General features: G+C 31.8%; 16 protein-coding genes. 7 read left to right on the top strand and 9 right to left on the bottom strand.

What is annotated here, in order from left to right; translation table 11 throughout:
- Positions 1-5 precede the first annotated feature (5 nt).
- From QLQ95_RS15575 to QLQ95_RS15565, 3 genes are all read right to left on the bottom strand, one after another.
- Positions 6-527, bottom strand: a complete 522-nt coding sequence (locus tag QLQ95_RS15575) for a hypothetical protein (RefSeq protein ID WP_095929883.1) — start codon at positions 525-527, stop codon at positions 6-8.
- A 113-nt stretch (positions 528-640) separates the two neighbouring features.
- Entirely contained in the window at positions 641-1522 is an 882-nt protein-coding gene (locus tag QLQ95_RS15570; RefSeq protein WP_095929882.1) for a hypothetical protein, read from the bottom strand.
- 407 nt (positions 1523-1929) lie between these two features.
- Positions 1930-4119: a glutamine synthetase III family protein gene (locus tag QLQ95_RS15565; RefSeq protein ID WP_095929881.1), complete on the bottom strand. Its 2190-nt coding sequence runs from the start codon at positions 4117-4119 to the stop codon at positions 1930-1932.
- 429 nt (positions 4120-4548) lie between these two features.
- Here QLQ95_RS15565 and QLQ95_RS15560 point away from each other — a divergent pair, with 429 nt between their 5' ends.
- Positions 4549-5565: a glutamine synthetase beta-grasp domain-containing protein gene (locus QLQ95_RS15560; RefSeq protein WP_012024410.1), complete on the top strand. Its 1017-nt coding sequence runs from the start codon at positions 4549-4551 to the stop codon at positions 5563-5565.
- Positions 5566-5667: 102 nt separating this feature from the next.
- Here the strand turns inward: QLQ95_RS15560 and QLQ95_RS15555 are convergent, their stop codons facing one another.
- Positions 5668-6642 carry an IS110 family RNA-guided transposase gene (locus QLQ95_RS15555; RefSeq protein WP_320494668.1) on the bottom strand — a complete coding sequence of 325 codons (975 nt, stop codon included), beginning with the start codon at positions 6640-6642 and terminating at the stop codon, positions 5668-5670.
- A gap of 500 nt (positions 6643-7142) precedes the next feature.
- On the opposite strand from QLQ95_RS15555, the gene QLQ95_RS15550 reads away from it, so the two are divergent.
- The gene (locus QLQ95_RS15550) at positions 7143-8114 is read left to right on the top strand and encodes a TerC family protein (protein WP_095929878.1); all 972 of its coding nucleotides are present in this window, start codon (positions 7143-7145) and stop codon (positions 8112-8114) included.
- A 76-nt stretch (positions 8115-8190) separates the two neighbouring features.
- Here QLQ95_RS15550 and QLQ95_RS15545 read toward each other — a convergent pair whose 3' ends face one another.
- The 3 genes from QLQ95_RS15545 to QLQ95_RS15535 all read right to left on the bottom strand — a co-directional run bounded on the left by QLQ95_RS15545 (position 8191) and on the right by QLQ95_RS15535 (position 10717).
- On the bottom strand, positions 8191-8721 hold the full coding sequence (locus tag QLQ95_RS15545; RefSeq protein ID WP_095929877.1) for a hypothetical protein: 531 nt from the start codon (positions 8719-8721) through the stop codon (positions 8191-8193).
- A gap of 88 nt (positions 8722-8809) precedes the next feature.
- Positions 8810-9679: an alpha/beta hydrolase gene (locus tag QLQ95_RS15540; RefSeq protein ID WP_320494054.1), complete on the bottom strand. Its 870-nt coding sequence runs from the start codon at positions 9677-9679 to the stop codon at positions 8810-8812.
- A 165-nt stretch (positions 9680-9844) separates the two neighbouring features.
- The gene (locus tag QLQ95_RS15535; RefSeq protein ID WP_095929875.1) at positions 9845-10717 is read right to left on the bottom strand and encodes an AraC family transcriptional regulator; all 873 of its coding nucleotides are present in this window, start codon (positions 10715-10717) and stop codon (positions 9845-9847) included.
- Between the two features lie 450 nt (positions 10718-11167).
- On the opposite strand from QLQ95_RS15535, the gene QLQ95_RS15530 reads away from it, so the two are divergent.
- From QLQ95_RS15530 to QLQ95_RS15515, 4 genes are all read left to right on the top strand, one after another.
- Positions 11168-11533 carry a DUF3244 domain-containing protein gene (locus QLQ95_RS15530; protein WP_095929874.1) on the top strand — a complete coding sequence of 122 codons (366 nt, stop codon included), beginning with the start codon at positions 11168-11170 and terminating at the stop codon, positions 11531-11533.
- Positions 11534-12347: 814 nt separating this feature from the next.
- Positions 12348-12752 carry a T9SS type A sorting domain-containing protein gene (locus QLQ95_RS15525; protein ID WP_095929873.1) on the top strand — a complete coding sequence of 135 codons (405 nt, stop codon included), beginning with the start codon at positions 12348-12350 and terminating at the stop codon, positions 12750-12752.
- Positions 12753-13225: 473 nt separating this feature from the next.
- Entirely contained in the window at positions 13226-13627 is a 402-nt protein-coding gene (locus tag QLQ95_RS15520; RefSeq protein WP_095929872.1) for a DUF3244 domain-containing protein, read from the top strand.
- 363 nt (positions 13628-13990) lie between these two features.
- The gene (locus QLQ95_RS15515; RefSeq protein WP_111375919.1) at positions 13991-14377 is read left to right on the top strand and encodes a secretion protein; all 387 of its coding nucleotides are present in this window, start codon (positions 13991-13993) and stop codon (positions 14375-14377) included.
- Positions 14378-14434: 57 nt separating this feature from the next.
- On the opposite strand, the gene QLQ95_RS15510 is transcribed toward QLQ95_RS15515, so the two are convergent.
- Complete coding sequence (locus QLQ95_RS15510) at positions 14435-14884, bottom strand: hypothetical protein (RefSeq protein WP_482500526.1); 450 nt, start codon at positions 14882-14884, stop codon at positions 14435-14437.
- 332 nt (positions 14885-15216) lie between these two features.
- Here QLQ95_RS15510 and QLQ95_RS15505 point away from each other — a divergent pair, with 332 nt between their 5' ends.
- Positions 15217-15603, top strand: a complete 387-nt coding sequence (locus tag QLQ95_RS15505) for a tetratricopeptide repeat protein (RefSeq protein WP_095929868.1) — start codon at positions 15217-15219, stop codon at positions 15601-15603.
- Positions 15604-15695: 92 nt separating this feature from the next.
- On the opposite strand, the gene QLQ95_RS15500 is transcribed toward QLQ95_RS15505, so the two are convergent.
- The gene (locus QLQ95_RS15500) at positions 15696-16886 is read right to left on the bottom strand and encodes a T9SS type A sorting domain-containing protein (RefSeq protein WP_482500524.1); all 1191 of its coding nucleotides are present in this window, start codon (positions 16884-16886) and stop codon (positions 15696-15698) included.
- Positions 16887-17022: the final 136 nt, after the last annotated feature.

Below are 17022 nucleotides of genomic sequence, written 5' to 3'. Positions count from 1 at the left end.
GCTATTTATAATTTATTTATAAGAATTATTGAAGCTCCATTTCCTGTTTGTGTAATTTTCATATTCTTTGACAAGGAATTGGTTCCAATATTTTGAATATTTTGATTGTCGCCTTTTTGAACAATCTGCATATTTATATCGTAATTTGTTTTGAATGTATAATCAAAAAGTCGGTTATTATCTCCTTGCTGAATAACACTTTGCGTAATAGAGTTTGCACTTTTATCTAACTGCACATCATTTCTATCTCCATTTTGCTTAACAGAAACTTTTAAGTCATTAGATTTCAAAGCTGCATTCACTTTGTTTAAATCGCCAATCTGCTGTATCTGTATTCCAGATTGGAGGTTTTGATTTAAATCCTTTTGAGCTTTTTTATCCAAGCCGGAAACTATACTCATTGCCATTTCTTTAGAATTAAAAACGGATGAACTATAGTTTTTAAACTCAGAATTATCTTCTTTCTGCTGGGCATAAAGCCCTGAGGAGATAAGGAGTAAAACAATATTTAAAATGAAAATTTTCATTTTTATTTTTTTTTAGATTTATTTTTTAAAATCGAAATTAAATGAGATAGCCTAGTTAATAGATAAAGGCTATCTCATTTTATTATATTCTTCTTCTCAAGAGAATTATAAATTTATAGTCCTGTTTGAGTCACAGTAATATGGTTTGAATTACCAAAAGAGAATCCTACTTGTTGGTTTCCAGCACCAGCAGCATTAGTTTGTTTTACATCAGAAGTATTCAAGTTTCCAATTTGTAATGTATTCTCAATGTTTCTAATTCCATTTTGAACAGTTTTTGACTCATTTCCATCTCCATATTGAAAATGTCTAGAAATATTTTTAGCTGGGTCTGTAGTTCCTGCTGGAGAAGTTTGAGTTTGCCAAGATTTGTTTCCTGTACCACCTTGACTTGCATAAGCCAAATTGTAATCTCCAGTTTGAGTTTGAGTAGCCTCATTGCCTCCATTAGGAGCAAATGGAATTGATACAGAACCTAAAGCAGTCAATTGACTAGCAGTGAAAACACCTCCAGGAGCTGGATATTCATTTCCTGTTGTACCTTGGTCAACTGTAGCTTTATTTTTATTTCCTGTTTGAGTTTGCCATGCTTTGTCTCCTCCGTTAAGCGCAGAAGCTGGTCCAGCAATTTGATCTTGCCAGATTGTAGCATCGTTTTCATTTCCTTTTTGAGTTTGGTAAGCTTGGTTGTTTTTATTGCTTTGAGAAACAAATGCAACGTTTTTCTTTCCGTTTTGATCTACTTCAGCTTTATTACTTACTGCAGCATATAAACCTGGTTGAATACCTTGATACACTTCTGATTTGTTTCCGTCAGAAGCTGGAGCCGCTCCACCTGGGCTTACTTGTGTAATTTTTGAACTGTTTAAAGTTCCGTTTTGGCCAACAATACCGTTGTTACCATTTCCTATCTGACCTACATTAGATGTGTTCTGCGCTACAGCAGCAAATCCTACAAACAGCATCGCTGAGATGCTTAAAATTACTTTTTTCATAATAAATATATTTAATTGGTTATTAATACAAATTATTATGTAGGTTCTTCTGTAGGTTTATAATCCCGGGGAGGAAAAGTGGGGGGCTTATTCTATCATTTTGAAAACAAATTTTAAATCTATTTTCTTTTCTTCACGACCAAAATTAGAAAACTTTACCCAAAAGCAGCTCACGTATAAATACCTATTTTACAAGATATTAACCTCTTTTCGATGAACTGTAATACTATCTCGATGAACTGCCCAAATGCGCAAAAATTTTCATAGGAAAAAAGATACTTATTACAATTTCTTTACATTTAAGGGGCTATAAGTAGCAAAAAAGTTCTTCACAAACCTTTTTTTTAGTATAATCTCAAAAAAAAGCCTGTCTTTTTGAGACAGGCTTTAACAAATTGTTATTATAATTACTTGGTAAACAATAATTCTCTATATTTGGTCAATGTCCAGCTTTCGTCATCTACTAATAATTCTAATTTATCGCAGTGATTACGAATTTCATCAAAATAAGGTTTTACATTATTGCAATATGCTTCTGCCATTTTTTGAGCATCGGTCAATTGATTTGCTTTTTTTCTTTCATTAGTCATCGCCAATACTTTAGAATTGATTCCTTCAATATGACCTGAAATTTCTTTAATTAAAACAATCTGTTCTTTGGCTAAAGCCTCAAACTCTTTTGCAAAAATTTCTTTCAACCCTTTTACATTATCAATTAAAGTGTTTTGGTAACGAATTGCTGTTGGAATTACATGGTTTCTAGCAATATCTCCTAAAACTCTTCCTTCAATTTGGATTTTTTTAGTGTATTCTTCCAATTCGATTTCGTAACGAGCTTCTGCTTCTACATGATTAAAGATTCCTAATTGTTCAAATAATTCTAAAGCTTGTTTAGAAACCTTAGCTTTAATAGCTTCTGGAGTAGTTTTAAAGTTGCTCAAACCTCTTTTAGCCGCTTCTTTTTCCCAAGCATCACTATAACCGTCTCCTTCAAAAAGAATTTTTTTAGATTGTTTGATGTATTCTCTTAAGACATTAAAGATTGCATCGTCTTTTTTCATGTCTTTATTTTCAATCAAGTTCTCTACTTCATTTTTAAAATCAATTAACTGTTTTGCTACAATCGCATTCAGAGTTGTCATTGCATTCGAACAGTTTGAATTGGATCCAACAGCTCTAAACTCAAATTTATTTCCAGTGAAAGCAAAAGGTGAAGTTCTATTTCTGTCTGTATTGTCTAATAATACGTCTGGAATTTTACCAACAACGTTCAATTTCAAATCTGTTTTTTCTTCTGGCGAAAGTTTTCCTGTTGTTACGCTTTCCAATTCAGATAAAACCTTAGTTAATTGCGCTCCAATAAATACAGACATAATTGCTGGCGGGGCTTCATTTGCTCCTAACCTATGGTCGTTACTTGCTGTTGCGATAGAGGCTCTTAATAAAGTTTCGTTGTCGTTAACCGCTTTGATTGTATTAATAAAGAAAGTCAAGAATTGTAAATTGCTCATTGGCGTTTTGCTCGGACTCAACAAGTTAACTCCTGTATCTGTAGCCAGCGACCAGTTATTGTGTTTTCCAGAACCGTTTACTCCTTTAAATGGTTTTTCGTGAAATAATACTTTAAAGTCATGACGTTCCGCAACTTTCTGCATCACATCCATTAATAAAGAGTTGTGGTCAACCGCTAAATTCGTTTCTTCAAAAATCGGAGCTAATTCAAACTGATTCGGTGCTACCTCATTATGACGTGTTTTTACCGGAATACCCAATAGCATACATTCTTGCTCTAAATCTCTCATATAAGTAAGAGCACGAGTTGGAATAGATCCGAAATAATGATCGTCTAACTGCTGGCCTTTTGCAGACGTATGACCTAACAAAGTTCTTCCTGTCATCATTAAGTCTGGGCGAGAATTTGCCAGTGCTTTATCAATCAAAAAATATTCCTGCTCCCATCCTAATGTTGCAGTTACCTTTTTTACGTTTTTGTCAAAATATTTACAAACCTCTGTTGCAGCTTCGTCAATTGCAGACAATGCTCTTAATAAAGGTATTTTATTATCTAAAGCTTCACCTGTGTAAGCAATAAATACGGTTGGAATACATAAAGTTGTACCATATATAAAAGCAGGAGAAGTCGGATCCCAAGCAGTATATCCTCTTGCTTCAAAAGTATTTCTGATTCCTCCATTCGGAAAACTAGATGCATCTGGCTCTTGCTGTACTAATTGTGCTCCTCCAAATTTTTCTACAGATTCGCTTCCGTCATAAGAAGTTTCAAAAAAAGCATCATGTTTTTCTGCCGTTGTTCCTGTTAATGGTTGAAACCAATGTGTATAATGAGTCACTCCTTTAGAAAGAGCCCACTCTTTCATTCCCATAGCAATATAATCGGCAAGCTTTCTGTCTATTTTTGTACCATGCTGAATAGCATCTCTTACTCCTTTAAATGCATCTGAAGTTAAATATTGCTTCATTGCTTTTTCATTAAACACATTGGCACCAAAAAGATTTGATTTTCGGCCAATTTCTTCAAAATGTACCGGCTTTCTGTTAGAAGCTTGTTGTAAAGCTTGGAAACGTAATGTTGACATGGTTATGTATATTTTAAATTCGTACTAATTTTCATTAAAAAAGAAGCAACAAATATAAACAATAAATGAGCCTGTTTGGAATATAAATTATAGATTTTTAGTCAATGATTTTTCAACATAAAACGCTTTTTTCGAAGAATAATGAATTCAAATCATAGAAATATAACAAAACTGTACGGTATTATTGATTAAATAAACATTTTTTCATAATTTCTTAACTCATAAATTCAAAAATGAGCCGTAATTATTACGAATTTATTTTTTTAAGCTTACTTAAATTGCTTTTTTTAAAATATACCCCTCACAAAATTGCGCTTATCCAAAAAATTATACTTCGCAAAACAAAATAGCCCCCTAATTTTTGGGACTAAAAAAATAAATCTATATTTGACCCAACGAAAAAAAACAAAAAAATTAATTTATATTATTATGGCTAAAATTAAGTTAGAGTACATTTGGTTAGATGGATATGAACCAACTCAAAATCTTAGAAGTAAAACTAAAGTTGAAGAACACGAAAACTTCAAAGGAACATTAGAAGAACTTGGAAACTGGTCATTTGATGGTTCGTCAACTAAACAAGCTGAAGGTGGTTCTTCTGACTGTCTTTTAGTTCCTGTTGCAATTTATCCAGATCCAACTCGTATCAATGGATGGTTAGTTATGTCTGAAGTTATGTACGCAGACGGAACTCCACACCCTTCTAACGGTAGAGCTACAATTGATGATGATAATGATGATTTTTGGTTTGGTTTCGAACAAGAGTATTTCATTATGGATACTAAAACCCAACTTCCACTTGGTTTCCCAGTTGGAGGGTACCCTGCTCCACAAGGGATGTACTACTGTTCAGTAGGTGGAAAAAACACACACGGAAGAAAATTAGTTGAAGAGCATGCTGATTTATGTATCGCTGCTGGAATCAACTTTGAAGGAATCAACCAGGAGGTTGCTTGCGGACAATGGGAATTCCAATTATTTGCTAAAGGTGCTAAAAAAGCTGGAGATGAAATCTGGGTTGCTCGTTACCTATTAGACCGTTTGACTGAGAAATATGGTTACTATATTGAATATCATCCAAAACCTCTAGGAGATACTGACTGGAATGGTTCTGGAATGCACGCTAACTTCTCTAACGAAGTTTTAAGAACATGTGGAGACCAAGCAACTTACGAAAGAATCTGCGAAGCTTTCCGTCCTGTTACTGCTGAGCACATCGCAGTTTACGGAGCTTACAACGACCAACGTTTAACTGGTAAACACGAAACAGCTTCTATTCACGATTTCTCTTATGGAGTTTCAGACAGAGGATGTTCTATCAGAATTCCTTTAATGACTGTTCAAAAAGGATGGAAAGGATGGTTGGAAGACAGAAGACCAGCTTCAAACGGAGACCCTTACAAAATTGCTGCAAGAATTATCAAAACTGTTAAATCAGCGCTATAATTTTAAGCTTACAATATATTCTACAAATGCCAGCATTATTTGCTGGCATTTTTTTTTCCATAAACCCGACACAACGAGCCACACTATTTGTCATTTCGATTTCTATGATAAAACCAAATCTTTTTCATAAAAGGTTTGGTTTTTTATTACTGCAAAAACTCTATGGATTATTTTGTTTCTCACAGCATTTAAAACACTCATTTTGTTTTTTCCTTCATCAACTTTTCTAATGTAATATCTTCTCAGATCATTATCGAATCTAATTGCACTCATTGCTGCCAAATGCAGAATGGTTTTTAGGTTTTTATCTGCAAGCATTGATACTCCGGGTCTTCTTTTTAATGATGTTCCAGATTGAAAATCAAAAGGCACGACTCCGCTGTAGCATGCCATTTTTCTTGGATCAGTTATAACTGTAAAACCTTCTGTTTTTGATAATAATGTCCATGATAGAACTTGGCCCACTCCAGGAACAGATCTTATCAGTTTCTGTTGCTGGCTTAAACTTTGGTCATTATGTATTACTTTTTCAATATCATTTTCAATAATCTTAATCTGTGCATCAATGCTTTTAATAAGTTTGATGTTTAAGCTTTTCAATTCTTTATCCATTGCAATGCCTTTCATTAATTTGTAGTCATGCTGCTGAACCATAAGCTGTTTTTTGATTTTTATTCTTAAAGCTCTTTCGGTTAATAATATTTTTATCTTTTTAATGGAGCAGGAACTTGGTTTCCATTCCCTATTTTCCTGATAATTTTTTTCAATAAAACTACAAATTCGCAACGCATCAATTTTATCATTTTTGCCTCTGACAAGACCTATGCTTTTCTTGATATGCAAAGCAGATATTACATAAACCTTAAAGTTGAATTTTTCAAGTGCTTCAAACAGATTCCAATTGTATCTGCCAGTATTTTCCATAGCGATCATTACATTTTCACCTGAATATTTTTTGAAAAAATGCTTTATTGCCTGAATCTTATTCTCAATAGAAAAATAATTTACTGATTCCTCTTTAACACAAATATCCAAAGTCTTGCTGCTGATATCAATGCCGATAATAATGTTTTTCATAACTTTGCTTTTACGATTCAACAAATGATTTGAGAAATTCATCATAAGCTCAACTCCTTAATAACGGGTCACTAGCCCAAATTTCTATCTGAGTCTTTGATGAAAAGGAAGCTAAAGTCTTAATCGAAATATGAGTCACAAGCTCGGAGGAACGAACAGTTTACTTTTGCTTCCTTTCTCAATCATAAATCTACTTAAAATTTCAAAAAACAAATCTAAAGGAGGAACAAGGAATCACACTAGAAACTCCGCAAAGAATGTTATCAATCTTTGTCGAATCCCGAGTGTGATTCCTCGTTCCTCGGAATGACAAAACCAAGAGCACAATTCAACAAACTAAAAAAAACAAAACAACCTAAGCTTCAAAAAACCCCATAACTTTATAATACTTAACACTTTATAAATAACAAATATTACTTAATTTTAGGATTAATTTAATTTTTAAATTAATTAAGTTAAACATCAAAACTTATCTTTGTAAATCATTAAAAAAAATTATTATGATAGTCTGGTCACTCTTTTTACTTGCTGTAGTTTTTATTCTTGCTTTAGATTTAGGTGTCTTTAACAAAACACCCCATATTATTAGCACAAAAGAAGCCAGCAAATGGACCTTGGTTTGGGTTACTTTATCTTTCCTATTTTCGGGAGTAATTTATTGGCTATACACCACAGACTATATTGATAATCCGGATAATTTGAAGCCAGCCGTTGCTTCAATGAAGTTTATTACTGGTTATTTAATCGAGCTTTCTTTGAGTGTTGACAATATCTTTGTTATTGCTATTATTTTTGCTTCTTTTAAAATTCCGCAAAAATATCAGCACCGTGTTTTATTCTGGGGAATCTTAGGCGCTATTGTTTTCCGCGGATTAATGATTTTCTTCGGAGTAATGCTGATCAATAAATTTGCTTGGACAACGTATGTCTTTGGAGTTTTCTTACTATTTACCGCAATAAAAATGCTTTTTTCTGGAGAAGAAGAAGATTTTCATCCAAAAGATTCTTTTATTTATAAAGCTTTAGGCAAAGTGATGCCGATTACAGCTGAAACAGATGGCGAGAAGTTTTTCATTTCGACCAAAACTGCAAAAAAAGCAGCCACTCCACTATTTGTAGCTTTAATTGTTATTGAAGTAATGGACGTTTTATTTGCTGTAGACAGTGTCCCTGCAATTCTGGCTATTACGAAAGATCCTTTTTTAGTATTCAGTTCGAACATTTTTGCTATTCTTGGATTACGTTCTATGTACTTCTTCTTAGCAAATATGTTAGCAAAATTCAGTTATTTAGAATACAGCTTAGTAGCAATTTTGGCTTTTGTTGGATTAAAAATGCTTTTACACGATTTCTTCCACGTTCCAGAATGGGCTTCTTTAGGATTTATTGCCTTATCTCTTCTAGTAGGAATTTTAGTTTCTCTTAAATTCGGACCAGAAAAGGTTTTAAATGATTCATCAAGCGAAGAATAATTAGTTTTAAACATATATATTCATAAAAAAAGGAAATCTTAGGATTTCCTTTTTTTTATGAATAATAAGAGATAAATTATTTAAGCTTGATTTCTTTTACTTTACTGTCATCAATACCGTACTTTTCAATTACCGCCTTATAATCTGAATAATCAGGTTTATTAACTGACTTTGCTGTACCTGATAAATATCCAGGAATAATTACAATTCTAAATGTTTGATTTAATCTAAAAGAATCTAAGACACCTCCTAAATCTCCTCCATCCATATAAATACTAACATCTCTCAATGTAAAATTATAATTAAACCCAAAATCAAAGGTTCCATCATTAAAATAATAAAGTTCAGGCGCTAATTTCCACACATCCGCACCATTATCTACTCCAGCCTTTCTATATACAAGCACCATGTCAGATGCGAAAATATTTGGATCCAAAGGAATTATAGGATTATAATCATTAGATGAAGTAAAATTCACGCCTTTAACTTGAAAAACTTCAGCTTCTGGCCCTGGAATCCCTTCTGGCCCCGGAGGCCCTTCTGGTCCTTCACAGCTAGAAAATGCAATTAAACCGATAACTGCAAATAAGGTAAGTATCTTTTTCATAATTATTTTTTTTAAGGATTATATATAAAGGTATTCCAAAAATTAAACCAAAAAAAGTGATTTGGCTTATTTTACCATAAAAATGTCCTTATTTTTTCACAGTCACCTGATTTCTAGCTAGTATTTTATTAAAAAATAATACGTGATACGGAAGTGAGTTTTCCCAATAATCCCAAGTATGTGCTCCTGGACGTTCTGTATAATCGTGGTCAACTTTGTTATAAACCAATCTTCTGTGCAATTCTCTATTTGGCTCGATTAAAAAATCGTCTACACCACAATCTATCACTAAAGGAAGCTTATTTGATTTTAATTTATCAGCCATTCTTAAAACAGAATTTTGTTCGTACAATTCTGTATTACCGCTTTTGTCTCCAAATACGGGCTGCATCAATTTTACAACCTGTGCAGAAGAATCTCTGTTAAGCATCGTACTCATATCTACTGCCCCACTCATACTACCTGCTGCGCAAAATAATTCTGGATGTCTGGCAGACAAGTACAATGCGCCATGTCCGCCCATAGATAGACCTGTAATAACTCTACCATTTTTGTTGGCAATTGTTTTATAAGTTTTATCTACTTTCTGAATTACTTCCTGTGTAATAAAAGTCTCAAACTGACTTTCTTTATTTACAGGACTATCAATATAAAAACTAAACGTCTCCCCTTCTGGCATTACAATAATCATATTGTATTGATCTGCTAGATTGTGAACCAGTTTTTTGTTTGGAGTATTTTTAAGCCAGTCGCTAAAATGTCCGTAAGCACCATGCAAAAGATACATTACAGGAAAAGCCGTTTTACTTTTTGCATAAGAATTTGGCAAAACTACCGCTGCTTTATAGGTTTTTCCCATTGCGGTACTGGCAATTTGAAGTGTGTCTACTTTTGCAGCATATGTCATGGTGGTAAGACAAAGCAAAAATGCAGACAATAGCATTTTAAATTTCTTCATTTTGATATTTTTTTTTCTGATTAGGGTTTGTAAATATAACTTTTTTCAGAATAAAATATATGAAAAATCCGACTTGCTTTGGAGTTAAAAAAGATAGCCACGAATTCACGAATTAATATTAAATAAAATTCGTGAATTCGTGGCTAAAAAAAACTCAAGCTAAAACTAGCTGATTATAATCTTATGCTCATGTCGGTATTGCGAAGCACTTTTACCGGTGTATTGTTTAAACGATTTACTAAAGTGGCTGAAGTTATTAAAACCACTTTCATAACAAACTTCATTTATACTCATTGGCTGTTCTGCCAAAAGTTTTGAAGCATGCACGAGACGATATTCATTTACAAACTCAGTAAATGTTTTATTGGATATCTTCTTGAAATAACGGCAGAAAGAAGGCGTAGTCATACTAACCAGACTCGAAACTTCATCTATAGAGATAGATTCCTGAAAATGATCTTTTACAAAATTGAAAACCACATTCATACGGTCATTATCCTGCGTTTGCAATTCCATCGAAAATCCGTCGGCGTTTAAAATGGTATATTCCTCAGCCGATTCCAGTTCGTCTAAAACACTCAAAAGTGTTATAAGTCTTTGAAATGGCGGTTCATTCTCCATCATTTCAATTTTCTTACCGATACGTTTTTTCGTTTCACCTCCAAAAGCGATTCCGCCTTTAGCTTGTTTCAAAATATTCTGCACCTTTTTCATTTCGGGCGCAACAAAAAAGTCGCTTCCTAAAAATTCAGGTTTAATATGGATAACGGTTTCCGTTGTATTTCCTGTCTGCTCATTTGTAAAACCGCAATGCGGCAAATTAGCTCCTATTAAAAGTAAACTACCATTGGTATAATAAGAAACATGGCTTCCTATTTGTCTTTTTCCTGCCCCACCATTTATATAGACCAACTCAATTTCTGGATGATAGTGCCATAAATGAGCTTTGCTATTGGTCTTTTCGGCGTGTTTAGCGTAGGTAAAAGAACTTCCGTATGAGTTAGTTATCACTTCAAGAGCTGGGGCAATAGTCTTCATGATAATTTCTTTAAAAAATAATAGCAAATTTAACAAAATCACCTAAAATAATTTAAATTTTAACCTATAACGGTTTCGTAAATGCGAATTTTACATTAAAATAACGTTCTTAACGCTGAAGAATTTATATCAAATTCGCCTTTTTTTTAGGGTCTTATTTTTTTTCTTCACTTTTTTTCTATTTATCTTATTTAAAACTCGATTTTATACCAATATGTTAAAATTTGTAAGAAAAATAGAAATTTTAAGAAGTATTCAGTTTTTTAAAAACTTTGAATAAAAACAATCAAATTAACAAAAACACAACATTAAAGTCAAATTTTAACATATAACGGTTTCGTAAATGAGAATATAGCATATAAATTGGAAAATATAGATGTTAAAATACCACACATGCTGCTATAACTTTGCATCAGAGAAATGAACGAAAAAAATTTAATACTATAGAATATGAAAAAGGTTATGAAATTAAGTTTAGTATTTGCAGTACTTCTAACAGGAATGAGTACATATGCAATTGATGGAAATGAAGCATTAAATCTTCATGTATTAAAAGGAAATGGCAAGGTAATTGCTTTTGGAATTAATCAATTACAAAAAGCAGTTATTAGTATATCTGATACAAATGGTAATGTAATCTATACTGAGAATGCTTCTGGTAAAGACGGAATCTTAAGAACTTTCAGTTTAGAAGAATTTCCTCAAGGAAAATATATTTTAGAGGTTGCCGACAGCTTCAAAAAAGTAAAATACGATATCACTGTTGACGCTAATAGTTCTGTTTTATCTTCAAAAGGTACAGTTTCTGTTAACTAAGAAAATATTAAGGTTAAGTGCAATTCTTCACGGCACTTAAAACTTTATACTCTAATACAGTATAAAAAGTGAGGTTAGATAGTTAGTAAGTTAAAAACTTTCAAAAGTTTTAAAAACAGCTCTTTGTGGTTACTGAGCTGTTTTTTTTTGCTCTTTACTTTTTGAGTTTTCAACTGCAAAGATTTTTTTTACCGCAAAGTTCACAAAGTTTTTTTATCAAAGATCATGCATATAAATGCAAAGTTCGCAAAGCTATATTAGGATATTATTCTATAAAATTTACTCCAAAAACCTTTGTGAACTTTGCGTTTTTTACAATCCCTCATACTAAAAATCCTAGCGCACTTTGCGCTTAAATTCACGCAGTTTTTTTACCGCAAAGTTCACAAAGATTTACACAAAGTTCGCAAAGTTTTTATTAGGATAAAGCTTTGCGAACTTTGCTTTTTTTATAATCCCTCATACTAAAAATCCTAGCGTACTTTGCGGTTAGATTCACGCAATTTTTTTACCGCAAAGGCACAATCCAAATAAAAAACTTAGAATCTCAGCATCTTAGAACCTTAGCATCTTTATAATTCCTACATTTTTTAAAGAAATCGTTATCTCAATGTAAATTAAAAATCACTAAAAACGTTGAAAAATAATAACCGAATTAACAAATACGATAAATATAATTCAAATTTTAACCTATAACGGTTTCGTAAATGAGAATATAGCATATAAATTGGAGAATATAGTATTGATTTTTTACTTACAACTGAAGTAATTTAGCATCAGAGAATTAGAACTATTAATTTAAAAACTAAATACCATGAAAAAGATTGTTAGATTGAGTTTAGTAGCAGCATTGCTTTTCACAGGAATAAGCACATATGCAATTGATGGAACAGCAGATTTTAACCTGCATGTAATTAAAGCTAATGGTAAACAAATCACTTTTGGTCTTAACCAAACGCAAAAAGCCAACTTAGCAATTTACGATAAAGATGGATCTTTAATTTATTCTGAAAGTGCTTCAGGTAAAGATGGGATTTTAAGAACTTTCAGCCTAGAAGAGTTTCCAGAAGGAACTTACTTCCTGGAAGTAGAAGACAATACAAAAAAAGCAAAATACGAAATCACTATAACTGATGAAGTTTCTGTTTTATCTAAAAACGCAGTTTCTTCTGTTTATAAAGCAGGTTTTGCTAAAAATACAAGCGTGGCAGCACGCTAAAAAGTTTATGCTTTCATAAAGTATAAAAGTGAGGTTAGATAGTTAGTAAGTTTAAAAACTTTCAAAAGTTTTAAAAACAGCTCTTTGTGGTTATAGAGCTGTTTTTTTTTACCACAAAGTTTTTTACCGCAAAGATTTACGCAAAGTTCGCAAAGTTTTTTCCACAAAGCTTTGCGAACTTTTTCGTTTTATAAACCTCTTGTATAATAATTCTTAGCGTACTTTGAGGTTAAAAACTCACTTCGTTTTTGTAAAGAAATCCTTAATCCATTGTAAACTTAAAATCAAGCAAAACATTAAAAAATAATAACTGAATTAACAAAAACATTAAAAATAATTCATGTTTTAACCTATAACGGTTTCGTAAATGAGAATATAGCATAGAAATAGGAAAACACAGTTGCGCTTTTTCAGGTATTACATAAGTAATTTAGCATCAGAGAATTAGAACTATTAATTTAAAACTAAGTACCATGAAAAAGATTGCAAAATTGAGTTTAGTAGCAGCGTTGCTTTTCACAGGAATAAGCACTTACGCAATTGATGGAAATGGAGATTTTAATCTTCATGTATTAAAAGCTAATGGAAAACTGATCACTTTCGCACTTAACAAAGTACAGAAAGCCAATTTAGCTATTTATGACAAGGACGGAACTTTAATCTACTCTGAAAGCGCATCTGGAAAAGATGGAATTTTAAGAACTTTCAGTCTAGAAGAATTTCCTGAGGGAACTTACTATTTAGAAGTAGAAGACAGTGTAAAAAGAGTAAAATATGAAATTACAATAGGAGATAATGCATCTTTATCGAGAAATGCAGTTTCTTCTGTTTACAAATCTGGTTTTGCTAAAAACACAAGTGTTGCTACACGCTAAAATTTTATACTTCAAAAAGGTATAAATTAAGGTTAGAAAATTTTAAAATTGCGCTTATAAGAAACAGCTCGTGGTGGTTACAGAGCTGTTTTTTTTTATTTAAGAATTAAAACAGATGATGAAACAGAAAATTTCTGAAAATTATTCTTATTAATTCAACTCTTTGATTTTTAAGTGTTAAAAAATGTTTTCTAAAAATAAATCCAAAAGCCCAGTATTTACGTACATAGTTCAAACAAAATACCGAAATAATTACAATTCAATAACTTAAGCGTTTAAAAATGCTAATTTATTGCTAAAAATTAAATTTGTATTTGTAGTTTTACGCGTTCCACATTTAGTAATTAACAATTTAAAAAAAACATGACAAAATTTACCAAAGCTGGTTTAGTTGCTGCCTTTTTTTTAGCGACTGTGTTTACCTACGCCATTGATGGAAAAGGTGATTACATTTTAAATATCAAAACAGGAAATGGAAAAGTAGTTAGCTTTACTTTAGACACTGTAGAAAATGCATCTTTCTCTATCTACGACGAAAATCACAATTTACTTTATGCGGGAGAATCTGCAGCAGACAAATTAGAAGTTTCTAAAACAATTAGTTTAGAAAGTTTTCCTGCTGGAACGTATGTTCTAGAAGTGAAAGCAAACGACAAAGTTGCGAAACACGAAATTAAAGTCGCTGCTAAAAAAGTAAAGACTGTAAAGTTAGACCAATCTGTTAACCAGAGTCCATCTTTCCGTCGTTAATTTTTTGCCCCCTAAGAATTAGAAAAGCAGCCCGTACCAGGAGCTGCTTTTTTTGTTTTAGATTTTATCATTTCTTAAACTCAAACCAATTTTTACCAGTTTCCAAAAAACTACTGACTCTGACGAAATTATTATTTTTTGTGATTCTTGATATACCAAAGAATGCATAAAAGCATAGGTATAATCTAAAAAATCTATCAGTCTGAAACTTTGCCGATATTCTGGACGCACTTCATCGCTGTTTGCAAAACATATATTTCCAGATTCTTGTTCTTCTAAAAACAACAAACCTAAATGATTTGAAAACCTTTTTAATATATCCTTATTTATGATCGTCTTTTCAGAATTTGACTTTTGAAATATTTCAGTAAGAGTAAAAGACAGTTCTGTCGTTTTGTTTTTTATTTTTTGAATGCATAGCTCCACATCAGCATTATCAGAAAATGTAGTCTTGTTTTTTTCGCTTTGTAAAGCCTGTATTTTATCTAAATATTCCTGTATCGTCATCTTCAAAACCTTAACTGATATAAAGTTAAATGATATTTTTTCTGTAAATGAAAAACTATGTTTTAAAATCGTTTTTCATTCAAAAAAATATATAAATCATACAAAATCAATTATTTACAAAAATGGAATATAATCGACAAAACTGAATAAACATCGTTAAAATGCAGTTCATATTCTTGATTTCCATATATTTGTACATCAAAAAGCACATTAAATATATAATAAATACAGAATTTTAAAGTTTATAATTGCTTAAAGCTGTTTTTGCAGCAAAAAAAGATTTTCGAAAACAATTAAGAATACGATTAAATACCACAACCAAAACTAAACCTATGCAAAAACAACTAGCTATTTTAGTATTGTTTATCGTATTTTCATTTCGTGCGTCTGCGCAAAACGAAACTTATTATAAAACCGATAAAGTCGGCGAAAAATATGCCTATGTCGATGTTATAAGAACCTATGAAAAGGTTGCTGCAAAAGGTTACAAGTCGGTAGATTTATTTCAAAAATTGGGGAATTCATCGTATTCAAATTGCGAACTAGAAAAAGCAGCCGAATGGTACAGCGAATTATTTGCCTTAACCACAGATTTAGACCCTGTTTATTATTACCGCTATGCAGAATCGTTACGTTCTATTTCTGAAAATGCAAAAGCTGATGCCCTGATTGAAAAATTAAAACGCAAACCAAAAACTTCGATAAAAAGCAAAGTTTAATAAAACTTGAATTGATATAAAAAAACCTCTCAGGAATGAGAGGTTTTTTGTTTTATTACGTTTCCATAATTAGTGATGAAAACTCTAGAAATCTATTTTTTAATTATTTTCTTTGAGATTAAAGCTCCATTAACTTTTGCTTTCAGTAAATAGGCTCCTTGGCCTAATTTAGATATATCAATTTTATCATTTAAACCCAATTCGTCACTAATTAGTAATCTTCCATTTAAATCAAAAATTTGGAAACTTTCAATCTTAACGTTATTTTCAGCTTTTACATTTATAAAATCATTTGATGGATTTGGATAAAAAACTAATGGTGATTTATTTTCTATTAATGGAATACTTAAATTATTAGCATACTTCCATAATGCATTATCTTTTGCATAATAGAGATAGTCATTGAAAGAAACAAAACTTATTACATTGTCCAATACACTAATTTGCTGCAAGGAATTTAATTTTGAATTAAAAATATATCCCTTTGTAAATCGATCCTTATCTATTGATGCTATATAATATTCGTTATCATTAATTTTAGAAAAAATAGAGGTATCTACTAAGTCTATAAAAATAAAAGGCTTTTCTATCTCCTTTGACAGTTCTCCTAAATTTGTTACTGTATAATCAGCAAGATTTAATGACATTAAAGAAGCATTTCCTGTTTGATTTGCTGAAGAAAAAAGCAACGAATTATCTGTTTTAGTAAAATTTGAAGGAGGAAAATAATGGTCACTCGTTTTACTGTATATTTCAGTTACATTGTTATTCACCGAATCAAATTTCCATATTGACAATTTGTTCAAATTAGCAGAAAAAAACATAAAATATAAATTGTTTCCTGCCTCAATAGCACTTCCATGCTGCACCAAATCCAATTGCGCATTCCAAACGTTTCCTATCGTTTTGGTGTTTTCGAGTGTTCCATCTGTTTCATGTAGATAATATCTGCTAATAAAATATAATTTCCCATTATGTTCAATATATTGTGTCAACCCTGGTGTCCCTGCAGAGTCAGATCCGTTTCCATCTATTAAAGGTGTTATCGGGAAAGTACCCTCCAAGGTACCATTGCTCCTCCAAACTCTAGAATTACTTGTTCCATAAGGGCCATCTGGGTCATACGGTTGAAATGTAAATATAAAAGTGTCATTACATTTCCCCTGAAAAGTTGGAGTATTTACACAAGGTAAGTTATCTTTAACTAATACCGTTCCCGCTGCTGTCCCATCGGTTTTCCAAACTTGCAATTTATCATCTTCCTTAATTAAAAAATAGATCAAATTACCAACGGCTGTAAGCTTAGAAACTCTACCTTTAATAAAGCTTGTTACTTTTACAGTACCAGCTTCGGTTCCGTCCGTTTTCCAAATTTCTCCAACAGAGCTTTCATCTTTTGCAATAAAATATAAACTATTA

This window comes from Flavobacterium sp. B330r (assembly GCF_056824325.1).
The sequence above is the reverse complement of the archived record's forward strand: the minus strand, read 5'-3'. Positions and strand labels throughout refer to the sequence as shown.